Origin of the sequence: Streptomyces sp. NPDC012835, from assembly GCF_042900885.1 — a bacterium.
GTDB lineage: Bacteria > Actinomycetota > Actinomycetes > Streptomycetales > Streptomycetaceae > Streptomyces.
The window spans coordinates 1,535,202-1,555,704 of the sequence record NZ_JBIBBW010000001.1 but is presented as its reverse complement, the minus strand read 5'-3'; the positions used below and the strand labels follow the sequence as shown (position 1 = coordinate 1,555,704).

At 69.0% G+C, this 20,503-nt stretch carries 12 protein-coding genes; 10 read left to right on the top strand and 2 right to left on the bottom strand.

Translation table 11 applies throughout. From position 1 onward, the window contains the following. The first annotated feature begins 286 nt into the window (after positions 1 to 286). Entirely contained in the window at positions 287 to 3,001 is a 2,715-nt protein-coding gene (gene acnA, locus ACFY6S_RS06380; protein ID WP_388823451.1) for an aconitate hydratase AcnA, read from the top strand. Positions 3,002 to 3,104: 103 nt separating this feature from the next. Here the strand turns inward: acnA and ACFY6S_RS06375 are convergent, their stop codons facing one another. Next, positions 3,105 to 6,971, bottom strand: coding sequence for a GH92 family glycosyl hydrolase (locus ACFY6S_RS06375; RefSeq protein WP_388823449.1), 3,867 nt, complete (start codon positions 6,969 to 6,971; stop codon positions 3,105 to 3,107). A gap of 502 nt (positions 6,972 to 7,473) precedes the next feature. Here ACFY6S_RS06375 and ngcE point away from each other — a divergent pair. From ngcE to ACFY6S_RS06330, 9 genes are all read left to right on the top strand, one after another. Beyond that, positions 7,474 to 8,919 carry an N-acetylglucosamine/diacetylchitobiose ABC transporter substrate-binding protein gene (gene ngcE, locus ACFY6S_RS06370; protein ID WP_388823447.1) on the top strand — a complete coding sequence of 482 codons (1,446 nt, stop codon included), beginning with the start codon at positions 7,474 to 7,476 and terminating at the stop codon, positions 8,917 to 8,919. Positions 8,920 to 9,109: 190 nt separating this feature from the next. Continuing rightward, entirely contained in the window at positions 9,110 to 10,033 is a 924-nt protein-coding gene (locus ACFY6S_RS06365) for a carbohydrate ABC transporter permease (RefSeq protein ID WP_388823445.1), read from the top strand. After that, a complete protein-coding gene (locus tag ACFY6S_RS06360; RefSeq protein ID WP_388823443.1) occupies positions 10,033 to 10,983 on the top strand; it encodes a carbohydrate ABC transporter permease in 951 nt (316 codons plus the stop codon). Before ACFY6S_RS06365 ends, ACFY6S_RS06360 begins: the two co-directional genes overlap by 1 nt. Before the next feature lie 247 nt (positions 10,984 to 11,230). Further along, positions 11,231 to 12,430: an ROK family protein gene (locus ACFY6S_RS06355; RefSeq protein WP_388823441.1), complete on the top strand. Its 1,200-nt coding sequence runs from the start codon at positions 11,231 to 11,233 to the stop codon at positions 12,428 to 12,430. 133 nt (positions 12,431 to 12,563) lie between these two features. After that, positions 12,564 to 13,664 (top strand): sugar ABC transporter substrate-binding protein, encoded by a 1,101-nt coding sequence (locus tag ACFY6S_RS06350; RefSeq protein WP_388823884.1) that lies wholly within the window; start codon positions 12,564 to 12,566, stop codon positions 13,662 to 13,664. A 336-nt stretch (positions 13,665 to 14,000) separates the two neighbouring features. Beyond that, a complete protein-coding gene (locus ACFY6S_RS06345) occupies positions 14,001 to 14,789 on the top strand; it encodes an ATP-binding cassette domain-containing protein (RefSeq protein ID WP_388823439.1) in 789 nt (262 codons plus the stop codon). After that, on the top strand, positions 14,786 to 16,108 hold the full coding sequence (locus tag ACFY6S_RS06340) for a sugar ABC transporter permease (protein ID WP_388823437.1): 1,323 nt from the start codon (positions 14,786 to 14,788) through the stop codon (positions 16,106 to 16,108). Before ACFY6S_RS06345 ends, ACFY6S_RS06340 begins: the two co-directional genes overlap by 4 nt. A 277-nt stretch (positions 16,109 to 16,385) precedes the next feature. Further along, positions 16,386 to 18,293, top strand: a complete 1,908-nt coding sequence (dxs, locus tag ACFY6S_RS06335) for a 1-deoxy-D-xylulose-5-phosphate synthase (protein ID WP_388823882.1) — start codon at positions 16,386 to 16,388, stop codon at positions 18,291 to 18,293. A 164-nt stretch (positions 18,294 to 18,457) separates the two neighbouring features. Then, positions 18,458 to 19,984: an amino acid permease gene (locus ACFY6S_RS06330; protein ID WP_388823435.1), complete on the top strand. Its 1,527-nt coding sequence runs from the start codon at positions 18,458 to 18,460 to the stop codon at positions 19,982 to 19,984. Here ACFY6S_RS06330 and ACFY6S_RS06325 read toward each other — a convergent pair. Beyond that, positions 19,981 to 20,364 carry an NTP pyrophosphohydrolase gene (locus ACFY6S_RS06325; protein ID WP_388823880.1) on the bottom strand — a complete coding sequence of 128 codons (384 nt, stop codon included), beginning with the start codon at positions 20,362 to 20,364 and terminating at the stop codon, positions 19,981 to 19,983. The two genes, ACFY6S_RS06330 and ACFY6S_RS06325, sit on opposite strands and share 4 nt — an antisense overlap. Positions 20,365 to 20,503: the final 139 nt, after the last annotated feature.

Below are 20,503 nucleotides of genomic sequence, written 5' to 3'. Positions count from 1 at the left end.
CGTCCCGTGACAGCGCCCGGCCCCGAGACGGGAGCCGGAACGCCACGGTTTGTCAAGAAAATGACGCGATGGAGTGATACAGGTGACTGATGCAGGACGGCCGGGCCCGGGCATGACCGGGCAGCGGTCATGTACTAGAGTTATCTCGACATCGAGATATCTGCCGAGGGCGTACCGCGGCCGCCAATCGGTAAGGGTTACCTAACTAAGCCTTACCTTAGCGGATCGGCGAGGAGCCGTGGCGGCAGCATGACGTAGTACGCGCACATTGATGAAGGAGACTGTCGTGTCGGCGAACAGCTTCGACGCCCGCAGCACGCTGCGTGTGGGCGACGAGTCGTACGAGATCTTCAGGCTGGACAAGGTCGAGGGCTCCGCGCGCCTCCCTTACAGCCTGAAGGTGCTGCTGGAGAACCTGCTCCGTACCGAGGACGGCGCGAACATCACCGCCGACCACATCCGCTCCGTCGGCTCCTGGGACTCCCAGGCCCAGCCGAGCCAGGAGATCCAGTTCACGCCCGCCCGCGTGATCATGCAGGACTTCACCGGTGTGCCCTGCGTGGTGGACCTCGCGACCATGCGAGAGGCCGTGAAGGAGCTGGGCGGCGACCCGGCGAAGATCAACCCGCTGGCCCCGGCCGAGCTGGTCATCGACCACTCCGTGATCGCCGACAAGTTCGGCACGCACGAGGCGTTCGCGCAGAACGTCGAGCTGGAGTACGGCCGCAACCGCGAGCGCTACCAGTTCCTGCGCTGGGGCCAGACCGCCTTCGACGAGTTCAAGGTCGTCCCGCCCGGCACCGGCATCGTCCACCAGGTCAACATCGAGCACCTGGCCCGTACGGTCATGGTCCGCGGCGGCCAGGCGTACCCCGACACCCTCGTCGGCACCGACTCGCACACCACCATGGTCAACGGCCTGGGCGTGCTGGGCTGGGGCGTCGGCGGGATCGAGGCCGAGGCCGCGATGCTCGGCCAGCCGGTCTCCATGCTCATCCCGCGCGTCGTCGGCTTCAAGCTCACCGGTGAGCTGCCGGCCGGCACGACCGCCACCGACCTGGTCCTCACGATCACCGAGATGCTGCGCAAGCACGGCGTCGTCGGCAAGTTCGTCGAGTTCTACGGTGAGGGCGTCGCCGCCACCTCCCTCGCCAACCGCGCCACCATCGGCAACATGTCGCCGGAGTTCGGCTCCACCGCCGCGATCTTCCCGATCGACGACGAGACCCTGAAGTACCTGCGCCTGACCGGCCGCAGCGACCAGCAGGTCGCCCTGGTCGAGGCGTACGCCAAGGAGCAGGGCCTCTGGCTCGACCCGGCCGCCGAGCCCGACTTCTCGGAGAAGCTGGAGCTGGACCTCTCCACCGTCGTCCCCTCCATCGCCGGTCCGAAGCGCCCGCAGGACCGCATCGTCCTGGCCGAGGCCAAGGCGAAGTTCGCGGAGGACGTGCGCAATTACGTCTCCGAGGACGAGGAGGCGGGCAAGGAGTCCTTCCCGGCCTCCGACGCCCCGGCCTCCGCCAACGGCGTGCCGACCCGCCCGACCCTCGTCACGGCTCCCGACGGCTCGACCTACGAGATCGACCACGGCGCCGTGACCGTCGCCGCGATCACCTCCTGCACCAACACCTCGAACCCGTACGTCATGGTCGCCGCCGCGCTCGTGGCCAAGAAGGCGGTCGAGAAGGGCCTGTCCAGGAAGCCGTGGGTCAAGACCACGCTCGCCCCGGGCTCGAAGGTCGTCACCGACTACTTCGACAAGGCGGGCCTGACCCCCTACCTCGACAAGGTCGGCTTCAACCTCGTCGGCTACGGCTGCACCACCTGCATCGGCAACTCGGGCCCGCTGCCCGAGGAGGTCTCCAAGGCGGTCAACGAGCACGACCTCGCCGTCACCTCGGTGCTCTCCGGCAACCGCAACTTCGAGGGCCGGATCAACCCCGACGTCAAGATGAACTACCTGGCGTCCCCGCCGCTGGTCGTCGCGTACGCCCTCGCCGGTTCGATGAAGGTGGACATCACCAAGGACGCCCTCGGCGTCGACCAGGACGGCAAGCCCGTCTACCTCCAGGACATCTGGCCCACCGAGGCCGAGGTCAACGACGTCGTGGCCAACGCCATCGGCGAGGACATGTTCAACAAGTCCTACGCCGACGTGTTCGCGGGCGACGCCCAGTGGCAGGCGCTGCCGATCCCCACCGGCAACACCTTCGAGTGGGACCCGCAGTCCACCTACGTCCGCAAGCCCCCGTACTTCGAGGGCATGACGATGGAGACCAGCCCGGTCGAGGACATCGCCGGCGCCCGCGTCCTCGCGAAGCTCGGCGACTCGGTCACCACCGACCACATCTCCCCGGCCGGTGCCATCAAGGCCGACACCCCGGCGGGCAAGTACCTCACCGAGCACAGCGTCGAGCGTCGCGACTTCAACTCGTACGGTTCCAGGCGCGGCAACCACGAGGTCATGATCCGCGGCACCTTCGCCAACATCCGCCTGCGCAACCAGATCGCGCCGGGCACCGAGGGCGGCTACACCCGCGACTTCACCCTCCCGGACGCCCCGGTCTCCTTCATCTACGACGCCTCGCAGAACTACCAGGCCGCCGGCGTCCCGCTGGTCGTCCTGGCGGGCAAGGAGTACGGCTCGGGCTCGTCCCGCGACTGGGCGGCGAAGGGCACCGCGCTGCTCGGCGTCAAGGCCGTCATCGCCGAGTCGTACGAGCGCATCCACCGCTCGAACCTCATCGGCATGGGCGTCCTCCCGCTCCAGTACCCGGAGGGCGCCTCGGCCCAGGCCCTCGGACTGACCGGCGAGGAGACCTTCACCTTCACCGGAGTCACCGAGCTGAACAACGGCACCACCCCGCGCACGGTCAAGGTCACCACCGACACCGGCGTGGAGTTCGACGCGGTCGTCCGCATCGACACCCCCGGCGAGGCGGACTACTACCGCAACGGCGGGATCATGCAGTACGTGCTGCGCAGCCTGATCCGCAAGTAACCGCGCGGGCAGGACGCAGGACGGCCGAGGGCCGCGCTCCGTACGTACGCGTACGTACGGAGCGCGGCCCTCTCCCGTGGCCGTGTGGGTCACCGGGACGGGACTAGCGCAGCAGCTCCACCTCGGCCAGCGTCGCCGGGGCGGCGCTCACCAGGCGGTACTTGGCGTACGTACCGGGCTTGGCGATCGTGAAGGCGCGGGTCTGGCCGTCCCAGGCGAAGGACTCCCCGGAGCGGGTGTCCAGGGTCTTCCAGGTTGTGCCGTCGGCCGAGCCCTCCAGTCTCCAGCCCGTCGGCGCGCCGGCCGCCTTCCCCGACGTCAGGGTGTACTGGACCGCCCGGGTCGCCGAGGTGACCGGCAGGTCGACCGAATCGACCGGCGCCTCGGTGGTGGCCGAGTTGTCGAAGAGGGCTCCGGGACCCGTCAGGGCGTCCGTACGGGGCGCGGGGACCTTGTCGTCCCGGGTGAGCGAGACGGGGCCCGCGTTCTTGCCCGTTCCCCAGGAGGAGGGGGCCGGTCCCATAGCGAACTCCAGCCGGCCGCCGCGCGCCAGCACATCGTGGGGGAGCGCGGTGGAGTTCCAGGTCTTGCCGTTGACCTTGAGGCCCTGCACGTAGATGTTCCGCGCGTTGTTCTTGGGCGCCTTGATCTCCAGGGTGCGTCCGTTGTCCATGCGGACGGTCGCCTTCGTGAAGAGGGGCGACCCGATCGCGTACTCACCGCTGCCCATCACCAGCGGGTAGAAGCCGAGCGCGGAGAAGACGTACCAGCCGGACATCTCGCCGTTGTCCTCGTCGCCCGGGTAGCCCTGGCCGATCTCGCTGCCGACATAGAGGCGGCTCAGCACCTCGCGCACCTTCTCCTGCGTCTTCCACGGCTGCCCGGCCGCGTCGTACATGTACGGGATGTGGTGGGCGGGCTGGTTGGAGTGGCCGTACATGCCCATCCGTACGTCGCGGGCCTCCGTCATCTCGTGGATGACCGAGCCGTACGAGCCCTTGAACTCGGCCGTGGCCGTCTCGGGCGTCGAGAAGAAGGTGTCCAGCTTCTTCGCGAGCCCCGCCGTGCCGCCGTACAGGTTGGCCAGTCCCCGGCTGTCCTGCACCGCGGTGAACGCGTAACCCCAGCCGTTCGTCTCGGTGAAGTCGTTGCCCCACACCCGCGGGTCGAACTTCTCCGAGTCCACCCGCCAGTCGCCCTTCGCGTCGCGGCCCTGGAAGAAGCCGGCCTTCTCGTCGAAGAGGGAGACATAACTCCGGGCCCGGTTGAGGAAGTAGGCGGACTCCTCCTCGTAACGCGCCTTCTCGCGCTTGTTCCTGGTCGTCGCGGCCAGCCGCTCGCCCATCCGCGCGATGCCGTAGTCGTTGAGGTACCCCTCCAGCGACCACGACAGGCCCTCGTGGGTGGCGGTGGAGGCGTAGCCGGTGAAGGTCGAGGTCTCCATGCCCTTGCGGCCCACGCCCGAACGCGGCGCGACCACGGTGGCGTTCTTCACCGCCGCCTCGTACGCGGCCTTCACGTCGAAGTCGACGCCCTTGACGTACGCGTCGGCGAAGGCGACGTCCGAGCTGGTGCCGGTCATCAGGTCGGCGTACCCGGGGGACGACCAGCGTGAGGTCCAGCCGCCGTCCTTGTACTGCTGGACGAAGCCGTCCACCAGCTTGCCCGCCTTCTCCGGCGTGAGCAGCGAGTACGCGGGCCAGGTGGTGCGGTAGGTGTCCCAGAAACCGTTGTTGACGTACACCTCACCGTCGACGATCTTCGCGCCCGTCCGGGTCGGGGTGTCGGGTCCGGTCTGCGGGGAGAACGGACTGGCGTAGCGCTGCTTCGGGCGGGACTTCGTACCGGTGTTCTCGAAGCCGGAGTTGGGATACAGGTAGAGCCGGTAGAGGTTGGAGTAGAGCGTGGTCAGCTGGTCCTGGGTGGCCCCCTCGACCCGCACCCGCCCCAGGATGCCGTCCCAGGCGCGCTGGGCGTCCTTCTCGACCCGCTCGAAGCGGGTGGCGGCCGGTATCTCGTCGGCCAGGTTCTTCTTGGCCTGGTCGAGACCGATCAGCGAGGTCGCGAGCCGCAACGTGACCGTGCGGTCCTTGCCCGCGTCGAAGCGCAGATAGCCGGTGACGTCCGCTCCGCCGCCCCCGCTCAGCTTGCCGCTCGCGGTGACCGGCGCGTCGAAGACGCCGTATACGAAAAGGCGCGTCGCGCCGGTGGACAGTCCGCTCTTGACATCCGAGTAGCCGCTGAAGGAGCGGGTCGCCGGATCGAGGGTCAGACCTCCCGCGTTGGAGATGTTGTCGAAGACCATGCTCGCGTTGTCGTCCGGATAGGTGACGCGCACCATCGCCGCGTGATCGGTCGGGGCCATCTCGGTCTTGAGACCGTTCTCGAAGGTCACGCCGTAGTAGTGCGGTCTGGCCGTCTCGTTCTCGTGCCGGAAGGGCAGCGCCCTGGCGGTACGGGAGGCGTCCGGCACCCCCGCGGCCGTCGAGGGCATCAGCTGGAAGGTCTGCCGGTCGCCCATCCACGGGCTCGGCTCGTGGCTCGCGCTGAACGCCTGGACGGTGGGCAGATTGTCGGCGTTGTTGGCGCGGCTGTACTCGTACAGCCAGCTGTTGGAGCCCGCGTTGGTCACCGGCGTCCAGAAGTTGAAGCCGTTGGGCACGGCGGTCGCCGGGAAGTTGTTGCCGCGCGAGAAGGAACCGCTGGAGTTGGTGCCCCGGGTGGTGGACGCGTAGTCCGAGAGGTGCGCCAGCGGCTTCTCCACCGGTTTCGGCTTCAGACTGATGTCGTCTATCCAGCCCTGGAAGGAAGCGGGCCCCTTGCGGGAGTCGTACGCCACCAGGATCCGGGCCACGGTCCTGCCCGCCGCGACCGCGCCGATCCGGGCGTCGACCTGGTTCCACTGGTTGACGTAGAGGCGCTTGGCGTCGCCCTGCCCCTGCGGCGTGAGCAGCCCGCCGTGCGCGTCGGTGGCCTTGAGATCGCTCAGATAGGTGCCGTCGGTGAAGGCGAGGTCCACGGCCACGTTCGTGGCGGGATAGTCGAGGTCGGGCGCCGGGAGCGCCGGCAGCTCCGGGTAGATCCGGTACGAGAGCGCCGTGTCGGGGCGCACCGGCAGATCGACGTCGAAGACCTTGTTGTACGAGTAAGCGCGTCCGGCCGCCGTGTGCGTGCCCGCGTACTTCAGCGCCCTCTTCCCGGTGAACCCGGCACCGGACTTGGCGGTCGGGGAACCGCTGGGGCCGCGGTCGGTCCGGGTGCGCATGTCCTGCGGCGCGGGGGTGCTCGTATCACCGTCGGACAGCTGCACATCGGCGAGTTGGGTGGCGTCGGAGGCGCCGTTGTTCGCGGTGATGTCCAGCCGGTAGTGCGGGTAGGCCGCGGCGGCCGACGCCGCCACCTCGTAGGACCTGGTCTGGAAGCGCTGACCGAAGGTCTCGCCCGTCCTGCGGTCGAGGTCCTTCCACTCCTTGCCGTCCACCGAGCCCTGGAGCGTCCAGTCCCGGGGGTCGCGCTCCGGGTGGTCGTTCGCCGAGGTCAGGGCGTATGTGACGGCCTTGGCCGGTGCGTCGAGGTCGAACTCCACCCAGGCGGTGGACCGGAAGGCGAGCCATTTGGTCGAGGGCTGGACGTCGACCAGGTTCTCCTTGGTCTCACCGCCGGCCGCGTTCTCGTCGCTGGCACGCACCTCGACCACACGGTCGGTGAAATTGCCCGGAATTCCGCCGGTGGAGCCGCCGTCCACACCGGATGCCCGCTTCTCGCCCCCGGGCCCCACTTCGACGGTGTTGCGCCAGTCCGGCTGGGGATCGTCCTCCTCGAAAGACGAAATGAATTCCTTTTGTGGCGGACGGTGTTGAGATGGCTGTGCTATGGCGGCGGATTGGGCCGTCACGACGAGCAATGAGGCCGCCGCCACCAGGGCGGCCGTATGCCATTGTCTGCTCCGGGTTCCGGTTCTCTGCTGCATGGCGGGCTTTTCCTCCTGCTTACCCAGTAGGACAACGTTGTCAAACGAGAAGCGCAGGGTCCAGTAGGAGCCAAGTGGCGGTTGGTGTCAAGGGTGTTGACGTGGCGGCGTGTCCGGAATATGTCCCCGGGGGCTGACTGCCATGATCGAAGTGCCGAAAAGCCGGGCCGGATATCCACGAGGTCTCAACTAGGGAAAGACTGCCGTCCTCACCCGTTTTCGATCTTGCTCAGTCGGCGGGAAGTGGACTATACCTGTCGGCATCCGTTCGGACGGTCGCGAAGGCCGGACGGACGCTCGATGCCGGTGGGCCGCGGGCGGCGGGGAGGGCTCTGCCCGATCACGCCGGGCGTTATCCGGACACGGTAATTCCGCACGGAAATCCAGCACGACCAGCCTTAATTTCGACGGCGGTGGCCAAGTCTCCTCCTCTCTCCCCTCCGCGGGGAAGAACGGGCGACCGGCACACCGCCCGAGCCCTGACGAAGGCGAGGACTTGAGCATGGGATCCATCTCCGCTCGACACGACGGGGGCCTCGGCCGCCGCGATGTGATCAAGCGGTCCGCCGCGATCGGGCTGATCACCGTTCCCACCATGAGCTTTCTCGCCTCGTGCGCGAGCAGCGGCGGCGGGAGCGGCGAGAAGGCCGAGAAGGGCGAGAAGTCCGAGAAGAACCCGCTCGGGGTGAACAAGAGCGCGCCGCTCGACTTCGTCCTGTTCGACGGCGGGTTCGGTACGGAGTACGCCACCGACGCCGTCAAGCTGTACGAGAAGGCGTTCCCCGGGGCGAAGGTGGGCTTCACCCCGACACAGAAGATCCAGACCGAGCTCCAGTCGCGCTTCAACGGCGGCACGCCGCCCGATCTGATCGACAACTCGGGCGCCGAGCAGATGGACATGGGCGTCCTCGTCGGCAAGAAGCAACTCGCCGACCTCACCCCGCTGATGGACGCGCCCTCCTACGACGACCCGGCGAAGAAGGTGCGGGACACGCTGCGTCCGGGTGTCCTGGAGATGGGCCGCCTCGACGGCGATCCGGTGTGGATCATGTACTACGCGTACACGGTCTACGGCGTCTGGTACTCGCAGACCGCGCTGGACAACCTGGACGCGGAGTACCCCGAGGACTGGGACGCGATGCTGGCCCTGTGCGCGAAGGCCAAGAAGAAGGGCATCGCGGGCTGGACGTACGCCGGCAAGTACCCGTACTACATCCCCTTCTCCCTCTACCCGTTCATCGGCAAGATCGGTGGCCGCGAGGTTCTCGACGCCATCGACAACCTGGAGCCGAACGCCTGGAAGCACCCGGCGGTCAAGGCGGCCTTCGAGGCGTACTACGAGCTGTTCCGCAAGGGATACATCCTCAAGGGCACCCCGGGGCTCGACCACATCCAGTCGCAGACGGCGTGGACCGAGGGCAAGGCGCTGTTCATCCCCAACGGTTCGTGGGTGGAGAACGAGGCGGCGAAGACGACGCCCGAGAACTTCGCGATGAAGGTCGCCGCGCCGTCCGGTCTGGACAGCTCCGACAAGCTCCCGTTCGGCACGCTCTGGGCGTCGGGCGGCGAGCCCTTCGTCGTACCGGCCAACGCCAAGAACCCCGACGGCGGCATGGAGCAGCTCCGCATCATGCTGAGCGAGGCGTCCTCGAAGAACTTCACGTCCAAGGTGAAGTCCCTGAGCGCCTTCAACGGGGGTACGGACGGGCTGACGCTCCCCACCGCGCTCCAGTCGGGCGTCGACTCGCTGGCCAAGGCGGGTGACAACGTCCTCAACCCGCGGCTCCAGGACTGGTACGTGGCCCTCCAGAAGGAGAAGATCGGCTCGGGCGCGCTGGGCGAGATGATGGCCGGGCGCATGACGCCCGCCGAGGCCGTCAAGAAGTGCCAGGAGTACGCGGACGACGCGGCCAAGGACGGCTCGATCAAGCACTACAAGCACCAGTAGGCGCGGGGACGGGTCCGAGGAAGCGGCACCGGCCGCGCCGAGGGCGGGGCGGACGGTGCCGGCCGGGCGGTACTTCGCGGACCCGGCCCGGCGGCCGCAGGCCCCGCCGGGGCTTCCGGTACCGGCCCGCCCGGCGGGCCACCCCCATGGCAGTACGGCGGCTTCCGCCGGAGGATTCGGGGTCGGAGACATGCAACACGGCAAGTACCGGTTCATCGTGGGCTTCCTCATCGGCCCACTGGCGCTCTACGCGCTGTTCGTCGTATGGCCGTTCGTCCAGTCCATCTACTACTCGTTCACGGACTGGACCGGGCTCAGCCCGGACTTCACCATCGTCGGCGTCGACAACTACCGCCGGATGTTCGGCGACGACACCTTCTGGAGCTCGCTGCGGCACAGCCTCGCCTTCGCCCTGCTGCTGCCGGTGGTGGTGCTCGGGCTCGCGCTGTTCTTCGCGTTCATGCTGAACGTCGGCGGGCGCCGGCGGAAGGGCGCGGCGGTCGCCGGGGTACGGGGCTCCGGCTTCTACAAGATCGTGTATTTCTTCCCGCAGGTGCTGTCGATCGCGATCGTCGCACTGCTCTTCCAGTTCGCGTACAACCCGAACAGCGGTGCCATCAACTCCGCGTTCGCGGCGGTCGGTCTGGACAGTGTGCGGCCGGACTGGCTGGGCGATCCGCAGCTGGCGCTGTGGTGTGTGATGGCCGTGCTGGTCTGGTCCACCACCGGCTTCTTCGTGGTGCTGTTCTCGGCGGGCATGGCCTCCATCCCCAAGGACTTCTACGAGGCGGCGCTGCTGGACGGCGCGAGCCGGGTCACCACCTTTTTCCGGATCACCCTGCCCCTGCTGTGGGACACCGTGCAGTCCGGCTGGGTCTACATGGGCATCCTCGCCCTGGGCGCCGAGTCGTTCGCGGTCGTCCAGATCATGACCGTGGGGCCCGGCGGCCCCGCGGAGTCCACCAATGTCCTGACGTTGCTCGTCTACCAGAAGGCGTTCCGTGACGGTCAGGCCGGTTACGCGACCACGATCGGCGTCGCCCTTCTCGTCGTCACGCTGGCCTTCGCCGCCGTCGTGATGCGACTGGGCCGGCGCGAGCGGCTGGAGTACTGATGAAGACCACCGACACCCCTCCGCCCGCCGACACCCCGCCGCCCGGCACCCCGCCCGTGACCGGCACGGTCACGGCCCCGACCACCGCGCCCCGCAAGCCCGTGCCGCCCGCCGAGCAGTCGCGCGGCGGCGGCGTCCTCAACGTCTTCTCGCACGGCGTGCTGGTGATCTGGGCCCTGCTGGTCACGCTGCCGCTGCTGTGGGCCGTCATGACGTCCTTCAAGGACGACCGGTCCATCTTCACCTCGCCGTGGGCGCTTCCGGACACGTTGCACTTCGAGAACTGGTCGCGCGCCTGGACCCAGGCCCACATGAGCGACTACTTCCTCAACACCCTTCTGGTGGTGGCCGGTTCGCTGTTCGGCACCCTGCTGCTCGGCTCGATGGCCGCCTATGTGCTGGCGCGCTTCGAGTTCCCCGGCAACCGCTTCGTCTACTACCTGTTCATCGGCGGGATGAGCTTCCCCATCATCCTCGCGCTGGTCCCGCTGTTCTTCGTCATGAAGAACGTGGGCCTGCTGAACACGTTCCACGGGCTGATCCTGGTCTACATCGCCTACTCGCTGCCGTTCACGGTCTTCTTCCTGACCTCGTTCTTCCGGACGCTGCCCACCTCGATAGCGGAAGCGGCCCTCATCGACGGCGCCTCGCACACCCGGACGTTCTTCCAGGTGATGCTGCCGATGGCCAAGCCGGGGCTGATCAGCGTGGGCATCTTCAACTTCCTGGGGCAGTGGAACCAGTACCTGCTGCCGACGGTGCTGAACACGGACGCGGACCACAAGGTGCTCTCGCAGGGGCTGGTGCAGCTCGCGGTCAGCCAGGGGTACAAGGGGGACTGGTCGGGCCTCTTCGCCGGGCTGGTGATGGCCATGCTCCCGGTGCTCGCCGCCTACATCATCTTCCAGCGCCAGGTCGTGGCCGGTCTGACCGCGGGGGCGCTGAAGTAGCCGGTCTTCCCTCCGCACCGTCCGCCGGCCTCGGCCGGCGGACGGTTTTGTCATGGTCCGTGCCCGGCCGCAGCGGTGGCGTGAACCGCGCTCATCCGTAGGCGTACTCGCTCAAGGTCTTGACGGGAAGCTGACCGAAAGGCTGAGCTTAGGGTTCACAAGTTGGAGATACGTCGGGGTCTCATCGTCGCGGCCCCGGCCGGGGGCGGTGGTCGTGCCGCCCGCCAAGGGCAGGAGTGGATGCTTCGTGGAGACTCCAGGGTCGCAGTCTTCGCTGCACCGGGCCAACCTCGAACGGGTCGTACGCGCGGTGCGTATGGCCGGTTCCCTCACCCAGGCGGAGATCGCCAGGTCCACGGGACTGTCGGCGGCCACGGTCTCCAATATCGTCCGTGAGCTGAAGGACGGCGGAACGGTCCAGGTCACGCCCACCTCGGCGGGCGGCCGGCGGGCCCGCAGCGTCTCGCTGAGCGGGGACGCCGGCATCGTCGTCGGGGTGGACTTCGGCCATACGCATCTGCGGGTCGCGGTCGGCAACCTCGCCCACCAGGTGCTGGCGGAGGAGTCGGAGCCGCTCGACGTGGACGCCTCGTCCGCCCAGGGCTTCGGCCGGGCCGAGGAGCTGGTCGAGCGGCTGATCGTGGCCACCGGCGTCAGCCGTCAGAAGGTGATCGGTGTCGGACTCGGCGTCCCGGGCCCGATCGACGTCGAGTCGGGCACGCTCGGCTCCACCTCCATCCTGCCGGGCTGGAGCGGGATCAACCCCGGTGACGAACTGGCCGGACGGCTGGGCGTGCCGGTGTACGTGGACAACGACGCGAACCTCGGCGCGCTGGGCGAACTGGTCTGGGGCAGCGGGCGCGGCGTCCGGGACCTCGCCTACATCAAGGTCGCCAGCGGCGTGGGCGCCGGACTGGTGATAGACGGCCAGATCTACCGGGGACCCGGCGGCACGGCGGGCGAGATCGGCCACATCACGCTGGACGAGTCGGGTCCGGTGTGCCGCTGCGGCAACCGGGGCTGCCTGGAGACCTTCGCGGCGGCCCGCTACGTGCTGCCGCTGCTGCGCTCCAGCCACGGGCCCGACCTGACCATGGAGCGGGTCGTCCAGCTCGCCAGGGAGGGCGACCCGGGCTGCCGCCGGGTGATCGCCGATGTCGGCCGTCATGTCGGCAGCGGGGTGGCCAACCTGTGCAATCTGCTCAACCCCAGCCGGGTGGTGCTCGGCGGAGACCTCGCGGAGGCCGGGGAGCTGGTGCTCGCGCCGATACGGGAGTCGGTCTCCCGGTACTCGATCCCCAGCGCGGCCCGGCAGTTGTCGGTGCTGCCCGGCGCGCTCGGCGGCCGGGCGGAGGTGCTCGGCGCGCTGGCGCTCGTGCTGAGCGAGATGGGGGATTCGACCCTGTTGGAGAGTGCCCTCCCCACCGGGCTTCCTGCCTTCACTTAGATAACGAATGGCACCGTTGTCATCTCGTTAAGGATTTACTCCTTGACGCTGGCCCTGTGGCCGAGTTGACTTCCTGCCACCTCGGCCGCAACGACGCGGCCTCGTCAGGGAGGTTTTTGAAGTGAACGCAACGATGCGTCGCGCCGCCGTGGCCACGGCCGCAACCGCGATGGCCGTCTCTCTCGCCGCCTGTGGCAGCGCGAAGGAGTCCGGCGACAAGGCCGAAGCGTCCAAGTCGGACGACAAGGGACCGATCACGGTCGGCCTGCTTCTCCCGGAGAACCAGACAGCCCGGTACGAGAAGTTCGACAAGCCGCTGATCGAGAAGAAGGTCAGCGAGCTGACCGACGGCACCGGCAAGGTCGTCTACGCCAACGCCAAGCAGGACGCGACGACGCAGAGCCAGCAGGTCGAGACCATGATCACCAACAAGGTGAGCGTCCTGATGGTGGACGCGGTCGACTCCAAGGCGATCAAGGGATCGATCCAGAAGGCCAAGGACGCCGGTATACCCGTCGTCGCCTACGACCGGCTCGCCGAGGGCCCCATCGACGCGTACACCTCCTTCGACAACGAAGAGGTCGGCCGGGTCCAGGGCAAGGCCCTCCTCGAAGAGCTGGGCGACAAGGCCAAGTCCGGCGACATCGTCATGATGAACGGCGCCGTCACCGACCCGAACGCCGCCCTGTTCAAGAAGGGCGCGCACTCCGCCCTCGACGGCAAGGTGAACATCGGGAAGGAGTACGACACCAAGGAGTGGAAGCCGGACAACGCCAACGCCAACATGGAAGGCGCCATCTCCGCGCTGGGCAAGAACAAGATCATCGGTGTCTACTCGGCCAACGACGGCATGGCGGGCGGCATCATCACCGCGCTCAAGGGCGCGGGCTACTCCAAGCTCCCGCCGGTCACCGGACAGGACGCCGAACTCGCCGGTGTGCAGCGCATCGTCAACGGCGAACAGTTCATGAGCGTCTACAAGTCGTACCCGCAGGAGGCCGAGATCGGCGCCGAGATGGCCGTCGCGCTCGCCAAGGGCGAGAAGCTCGACTCCCTCGCCAAGGACAGCGTCGACAGCGACTCCGCCAAGGGCATCCCCACCGTGCTCGTCCCGGTCGTCTCGCTGACCAAGGACAACATCAACGAGACGGTCATCAAGGACGGCTTCTACACCGTCGGCGAGATCTGCGGCGGCAAGTTCAAGGCCGCCTGCGACAAGATCGGCCTCAAGTAGTACCGCGCGGCGGTGCCCGCCCGACCGGGTGGACACCGCCGAGAGAGCCGCCGGCCCCGTCCCGGTACCCGCGCTCCGCCAGGAGCCGGGACCGGCACGGCCCCGCGCGGCCCGTCCCGGTGAAGCCCGTCCGGCACCCCGCCCGTCCACGCCCCGCAGCTGGGGCGGGGTGCCGGACGCAACGACGGGACCCGTCCGGTCCGCCCGCGCCGACCACGCGGAAGCGGACGGGCGGGCCCGCGTGCCGCCGCGCCGGACACTCCAGCCCCGTTCTCTTCTGCTCGACCTCCGCGCCGCCCCCGGCGCGGCATCCCCGCCGGTCAGGCGGCGAAGGAGATGGTTCACGTGACCGCTACGCCCGTGCTGGCGTTGCGAGGGGTCTCCAAGCGATTCGGTGCCGTCCAGGCGCTCACCGATGTAGAGCTTGAGGTCCACCCCGGCGAGGTGGTCGCCCTCGTCGGCGACAACGGCGCCGGTAAATCCACGCTGGTGAAGACCATCGCCGGCGTACACCCCATCGATGACGGAGCCATCGAGTGGGAAGGCGACCGCGTCACGGTCGGCCGCCCCCAGGACGCCCAGGGCCTGGGCATCGCGACCGTCTACCAGGACCTCGCGCTCTGCGACAACCTCGATGTCGTCGGCAACCTCTACCTCGGCCGCGAACTGCGCCGCTGGGGCGTGCTCGACGAGGTCGAGATGGAGCGCCGCTCGCGCGAGCTGCTCACCACCCTCTCGATCCGCATCCCGAGCGTCCGGATCCCGATCGCCTCGCTCTCCGGCGGCCAGCGCCAGACCGTGGCCATCGCACGCTCCATGCTCGGCGAGCCCAAGCTCGTCATCCTCGACGAGCCGACCGCCGCGCTCGGCGTCGAGCAGACCGCCCAGGTGCTCGACCTGGTCGAGCGGCTGCGGGAGCGCGGTCTCGCCGTACTCCTCATCAGCCACAACATGGCCGACGTCAAGGCCGTCGCCGACAAGGTGGCGGTGCTCAGGCTCGGCCGCAACAACGGTGTCTTCGATGTCGCGAGCACCAGCCAGGAAGAGATCATCGCCGCCATCACCGGTGCCACGGACAACGCCGTGACCCGCCGCGCGTCGCGCACTGTGGAGGTTCAGAAGTGAGTACGGACAAGCCCTCCACGTCGCTCGACGAGGCGGCCGAGCCCACCGCGACCGGCGCCCCCGCCCCGGTCGACGCGCCGCCCGCCGCCGAAGGCGCGGTCACCGTGGTCGACCCCCGGCTGCTCGTGCGCGAGCAGGGACTCGCCGGCTACGTGACCGAGTTCCGGCGCAAGATACGCGGCGGCGACCTGGGCGCCATCCCGGTCGTCATCGGCCTGATCGTCATCTGGGGCATCTTCCAGAGCCTGAACTCGAACTTCCTCACCGCGGGCAACCTCTCCGACATCTCCGTGGCGATGGTCGGCACCGGCATGATCGCCGTCGGTATCGTCTTCGTCCTGCTGCTCGGCGAGATCGACCTGTCCGTCGGCTCGGTCAGCGGTGTCTCCGGCGCGATCGTCGCCGTGCTGAGCGTCACCCACGGCATGAACGAGTGGCTGGCGGTGCTCGTCGCGATCGTCAGCGGCGCCGTCATCGGCTCGATCCACGGCTTCTTCTTCGCCCGGGTCGGCGCGCCCGCCTTCGCCGTGACGCTGGCCGGACTGCTGTTCTGGTCCGGCTTCATGCTCCAGATCCTCGGCGACAACGGCACGATCAACCTGGACTCCGACGGCGTCGTCGTGAAGCTCACCAGCTACTACTTCACCGATGTCGCCGCGGCCTACGGCCTCGCCGTCGTCGCGGTCGTGGTGTTCTTCCTGACGACCTTCTTCGAGAACCGCCGCCGGCAGGCGGTCGGCGTCCCGTCCAGGCCGCTCAACGAAATCGTGCTCCGCACGGCCCTGCTCGCGGTCGCCGCCTTCGCCGTGGCGATCGTCTACAACCAGTACAAGGGTCTGCCGCTCGCCGTCGTCATCTTCCTCGCGATCCTCGTCGTGACGGACTTCGTGCTGCGCCGCACCGCGTACGGCCGCAAGGTCTTCGCACTCGGCGGCAGCGTCGAGGCCGCCCGCCGCGCCGGTATCAACGTCACCCTGGTGCGGACCTCGGTCTTCGCCATCGCGGGCACGTTCGCTTCCATCGGCGGACTCTTCATCGCCTCGAAGATCGCCTCGGCCAACCAGAGCGCCGGCGCCGGTGACCTGCTGATGAACGCCATCGCGGCGGCCGTCATCGGCGGTACGAGCCTCTTCGGCGGCCGCGGCCGCACCTGGAACGCGCTGCTCGGTGTGCTGGTGATCATCTCCATCCAGTACGGTCTCGCCCTCCAGGGCGTCGCCTCGGCGGTCCAGAACATGATCACCGGTGCGGTGCTGCTGGCCACCGTGGTCATCGACGCCGTCACCCGGAAGACCCAGAAGACCGCCGGCCGCGCCTGAGCGCTCCGCCGCGGCCTCCCGCCGGCCGTCCCGCTGTGCCCGGCACCCCTTCACCGGGGTGTCGGGCACAGCCGCGTCCCGGCAGGCGTCAATATGACGTACGTACCGTCGAATGGGTGACGTACAACGCACAGCCCGGCGTCCACCCGCGCGGGTGGAACATTAGACTCGGCGGATCGGCAGGCTCGACCAGTTCCAAATGCAGCAAGGAGGCACAGTGACGCAGGTGCCGCGCGAAGCGCGTCGGACAGGGACGGCGACCGGCGACCAGGGGGAGTTGCTGAGTCGCATCCGGGGACCGCGCGATCTGGACCGGCTCGGACCGGAGCAGCTGGAGCAGCTGGCCGGGGAGATCCGGTCCTTTCTCGTGGACGCGGTCTCCAAGACCGGCGGCCATCTCGGCCCCAACCTGGGGGTCGTCGAGCTGACCATCGCCCTGCACCGGGTCTTCGAGTCCCCGAAGGACAAGGTCCTCTTCGACACCGGCCATCAGTCCTACGTGCACAAGCTGCTCACCGGCCGTCAGGACTTCTCCCGGCTCAAGAGCAGGGGCGGACTCTCCGGCTACCCCTCCCGCGCCGAGTCCGACCACGACATCATCGAGAACTCGCACGCCTCGACGGTCCTCGGCTGGGCCGACGGCCTCGCCAAGGCCAACGAGGTGCTCGCCAAGGACGACCACGTGGTCGCCGTGATCGGTGACGGGGCGCTCACCGGAGGTATGGCCTGGGAGGCGCTGAACAACATCGCCGCCGCCAAGGACCGCCCCCTCGTCATCGTCGTCAACGACAACGAGCGCTCGTACGCGCCGACCATCGGCGGCCTCGCGAACCATCTCGCGACCCTGCGCACCACCGACGGATACGAACGCTTCCTGGCCCGCGGCAAGGACCTCCTGGAGCGCACCCCCGTCGTCGGCAAGCCCCTCTACGGCACCCTGCACGGCGCCAAGAAGGGCCTGAAGGACTTCATCGCCCCGCAGGGCATGTTCGAGGACCTCGGCCTGAAGTACGTCGGCCCCATCGACGGCCACGACCTCGAAGCCCTGGAGTCCGCGCTGCTGCGCGCCAAGGGCTTCGGCGGCCCGGTCATCGTGCACTGCATCACCGAGAAGGGCCGCGGCTATCAGCCCGCCCTCCAGGACGACGCCGACCGCTTCCACGCCGTCGGCAAGATCCACCCCGACACCGGTCTGCCGATCGCCTCCTCGGGCGTCGACTGGACCTCGGTGTTCGGCGAGGAGATGGTCAGGCTCGGCGAGGAGCGCGCGGACATCGTCGCCATCACGGCGGCCATGCTCCAGCCGGTCGGCCTCGACAAGTTCGCGAAGGCGTTCCCGGACCGGGTCTACGACGTCGGGATCGCCGAGCAGCACGGCGCGGTCTCCGCCGCCGGTCTGGCCACCGGCGGGGTGCACCCCGTCTTCGCCGTCTACGCGACCTTCCTCAACCGCGCCTTCGACCAGGTGCTGATGGACGTCGCCCTGCACCGCTGCGGGGTGACCTTCGTCCTCGACCGGGCCGGGGTCACCGGCACCGACGGCGCCTCGCACAACGGCATGTGGGACATGTCGATCCTCCAGTGCGTGCCGGGTCTGCGGATCGCCGCGCCCCGCGACGCCGACCAGGTACGCGCCCAGCTGCGCGAGGCCGTCGCCGTCGAGGACGCCCCGACCGTGGTCCGCTTCTCCAAGGGCGCGGTCGGCCCCGCCGTGCCCGCCGTCGCCAAGGTCGGCGGCATGGACGTGTTGCGCAGGACCGAGGACGGCACGGCCGACGTCCTGCTGGTCTCCGTCGGCGCCCTCGCCCCGATGTGCCTCGACATCGCCGGCCTGCTCGACAAGCAGGGCATCACGACGACCGTCGTCGACCCGCGCTGGGTCAAACCGGTCGACGAGGCGCTCGCCCCCCTCGCCGAACGGCACCGGGTGGTCGTCACCGTCGAGGACAACAGCCGGGTCGGCGGGGTCGGCTCCGCCGTCGCCCAGGCGCTGCGCGACGCCGGGGTCGACGTACCGCTGCGCGACTTCGGCATCCCGCCGCGCTTCCTCGACCACGCCTCGCGCAAGGAGGTCATGGCCGAGATCGGACTGACCGCCCCCGACATCGCGCGCCAGGTCACCGGCCTGGTCGCGAAGCTGGACGGCCGGCTGGCCGACTCTCACGCCGAGGTCGCCCGCGACTGAGCCGGCGGGCCGGCCGCGGCCCCCGAACCGCCGATGGGCCGTTCGCACCTCCCTGTACGGGTGGTCCGAACGGCCCATCCGTGTGAAATACCGCGTTACCGGGTAAGTGGCGTCGGCAAGCCTCTCGATCATTGCCGGATGAACGCGCATACGGAGGTACGCCGGTGAGCACGCAGCAGGACCCGGGACCGGGCGGAAGCGGAAAAGGTATCTTCCGCACGAAGGACGTGGAGCAGTCGATCCGGGACACCGAGGATCCCGAGCACGCGCTCAGAAAGTCCCTCTCCGCCCTCGACCTGACGGTCTTCGGAGTGGGGGTGGTCATCGGGACCGGCATCTTCGTCCTGACCGGTGTGGTGGCCAAACAGACGGCGGGCCCGGCCACCGCGATCGCCTTCGCCGTCGCCGGGGTCGTCTGCGCGCTGGCCGCCCTGTGCTACGCCGAGTTCGCCTCGACGGTGCCGGTCGCCGGATCCGCTTACACCTTCTCGTACGCCTCGCTCGGCGAGCTGCCCGCCTGGATCATCGGCTGGGACCTGGTGCTGGAGCTGGCCCTCGGCTGCGCGGTGGTCGCCGTCGGCTGGTCCGGCTATGTGCGCTCCCTGCTGGGCAACGCCGGGCTGAGCCTGCCGGACGCGCTCTCCGGTACCCAGAACGGGAGGTTCGGCTTCGACCTCCTCGCCTTCCTCCTCGTCCTGATCCTCACCGCGATCCTCGTCATCGGGGTGAAGCTGTCCTCACGGATCACCGCGGTCATTGTCGGCGTCAAGGTCACCGTGGTGCTGCTGGTGATCATCGTCGGCGCCTTCTTCATCAACGGCGCCAACTACAAGCCGTTCATCCCGCCGTCCCAGGAGAGCAGCGGCGGCTCCGGACTGAGCGCGCCCATCATCCAGCTGATGGCCGGATTCACCCCCAGCAACTTCGGCGTCATGGGCATCTTCACCGCCGCCGCCGTGGTCTTCTTCGCCTTCATCGGCTTCGACATCGTGGCGACCGCCGCCGAGGAGACCGTCCACCCGCAGCGCGACGTACCGCGCGGCATCCTCGGCTCGCTGCTCATCTGCACCGTGCTGTACGTCGCCGTCTCGCTCGTCGTCACCGGCATGCAGCACTACACCGAGCTGTCCGTGGACGCCCCGCTCGCCGACGCCTTCAAGGCGGTCGGCCATCCGTTCTGGGCCGGACTGATCAGCTTCGGCGCGGCCGTCGGCCTCACCTCGGTCTGCATGATCCTGCTGCTCGGCCAGACCCGGGTGTTCTTCGCGATGAGCCGTGACGGACTGCTCCCGAGGACCTTCTCCCATGTCCACCCGAGGTTCTCCACGCCGTACCGCTCGACCATTCTGCTGGGTGTGATCGTGGCGATCGTCGCGGGCTTCACCTCCATCGAGGAACTCGCCGAACTGGTCAACATCGGCACGCTCTTCGCCTTCGTCGTCGTCGCGCTCGGCGTCATCATCCTGCGCAGGACCCGCCCCGACCTGCCGCGCGCGTTCCGTACCCCGCTGGTGCCGTTCGTGCCGATCGCGTCCGTGCTCGCGTCCCTGTGGCTGATGCTCAACCTGCCCGCCGAGACCTGGCTGCGCTTCGGCGTCTGGATGGTCATCGGCTTCGTCGTCTACTTCGTGTACGGACGCCGGCACAGCCGCCTCGACCGGTCCTCGTCCTCCTCGTCCCCCACGCCCTAGGAGGACGACGGGCGGCGGCGTACGGTCCCGGGCCCCGCGCACAGCGCGCCGTGCGCCGTCACCCGGCGGCGCAGCTCCCGGTCGGCCGTGACGACCAGACACGGGACGCCGTCCGCCGCCGCCCGGCCGGCCAGCTCGGCGATCAGGTCGTCGCCGCTGCCCTCGGCCCGCTCGACCCGCACCCCCGCCACCGGCTCCACCCGCCGGGCCGCGCCCTCCACCACCAGGACGACCTCGACCGGCCCCGGATGGCCGGGTACGCCCTCCTCGGCGTGCGCCACCAGGGCGTCGCGCAGCCGCTCGGTGGCGCCGTGCCGGTCGCGCCACCAGCCGTCCGGGACGGAACCGACCACATTCGCCGCGTCGACGATCAACCGCATCAGCACACCGGCAGCCTCCCACAACGCCCCGCCCCCGCGCCGTACGGAGGGCTCCCGGCCCGCCCGCGCACCCCGCGCGTACTATCGTGCTCTGGGTTTCCGGCGGCTCGGGAAGGCGGCAGCAGGCCATGACACCGCG

Coding starts and splice junctions, on each gene's coding strand:
- ACFY6S_RS06375 (WP_388823449.1), bottom strand. CDS start 6,971: ATGCAGCAGAGAACCGGAACCCGGAGCAGACAATGGCATACGGCCGCC.
- ngcE (WP_388823447.1), top strand. CDS start 7,474: ATGGGATCCATCTCCGCTCGACACGACGGGGGCCTCGGCCGCCGCGAT.
- ACFY6S_RS06365 (WP_388823445.1), top strand. CDS start 9,110: ATGCAACACGGCAAGTACCGGTTCATCGTGGGCTTCCTCATCGGCCCA.
- ACFY6S_RS06360 (WP_388823443.1), top strand. CDS start 10,033: ATGAAGACCACCGACACCCCTCCGCCCGCCGACACCCCGCCGCCCGGC.
- ACFY6S_RS06350 (WP_388823884.1), top strand. CDS start 12,564: ATGCGTCGCGCCGCCGTGGCCACGGCCGCAACCGCGATGGCCGTCTCT.
- ACFY6S_RS06345 (WP_388823439.1), top strand. CDS start 14,001: ATGGTTCACGTGACCGCTACGCCCGTGCTGGCGTTGCGAGGGGTCTCC.
- ACFY6S_RS06325 (WP_388823880.1), bottom strand. CDS start 20,364: ATGCGGTTGATCGTCGACGCGGCGAATGTGGTCGGTTCCGTCCCGGAC.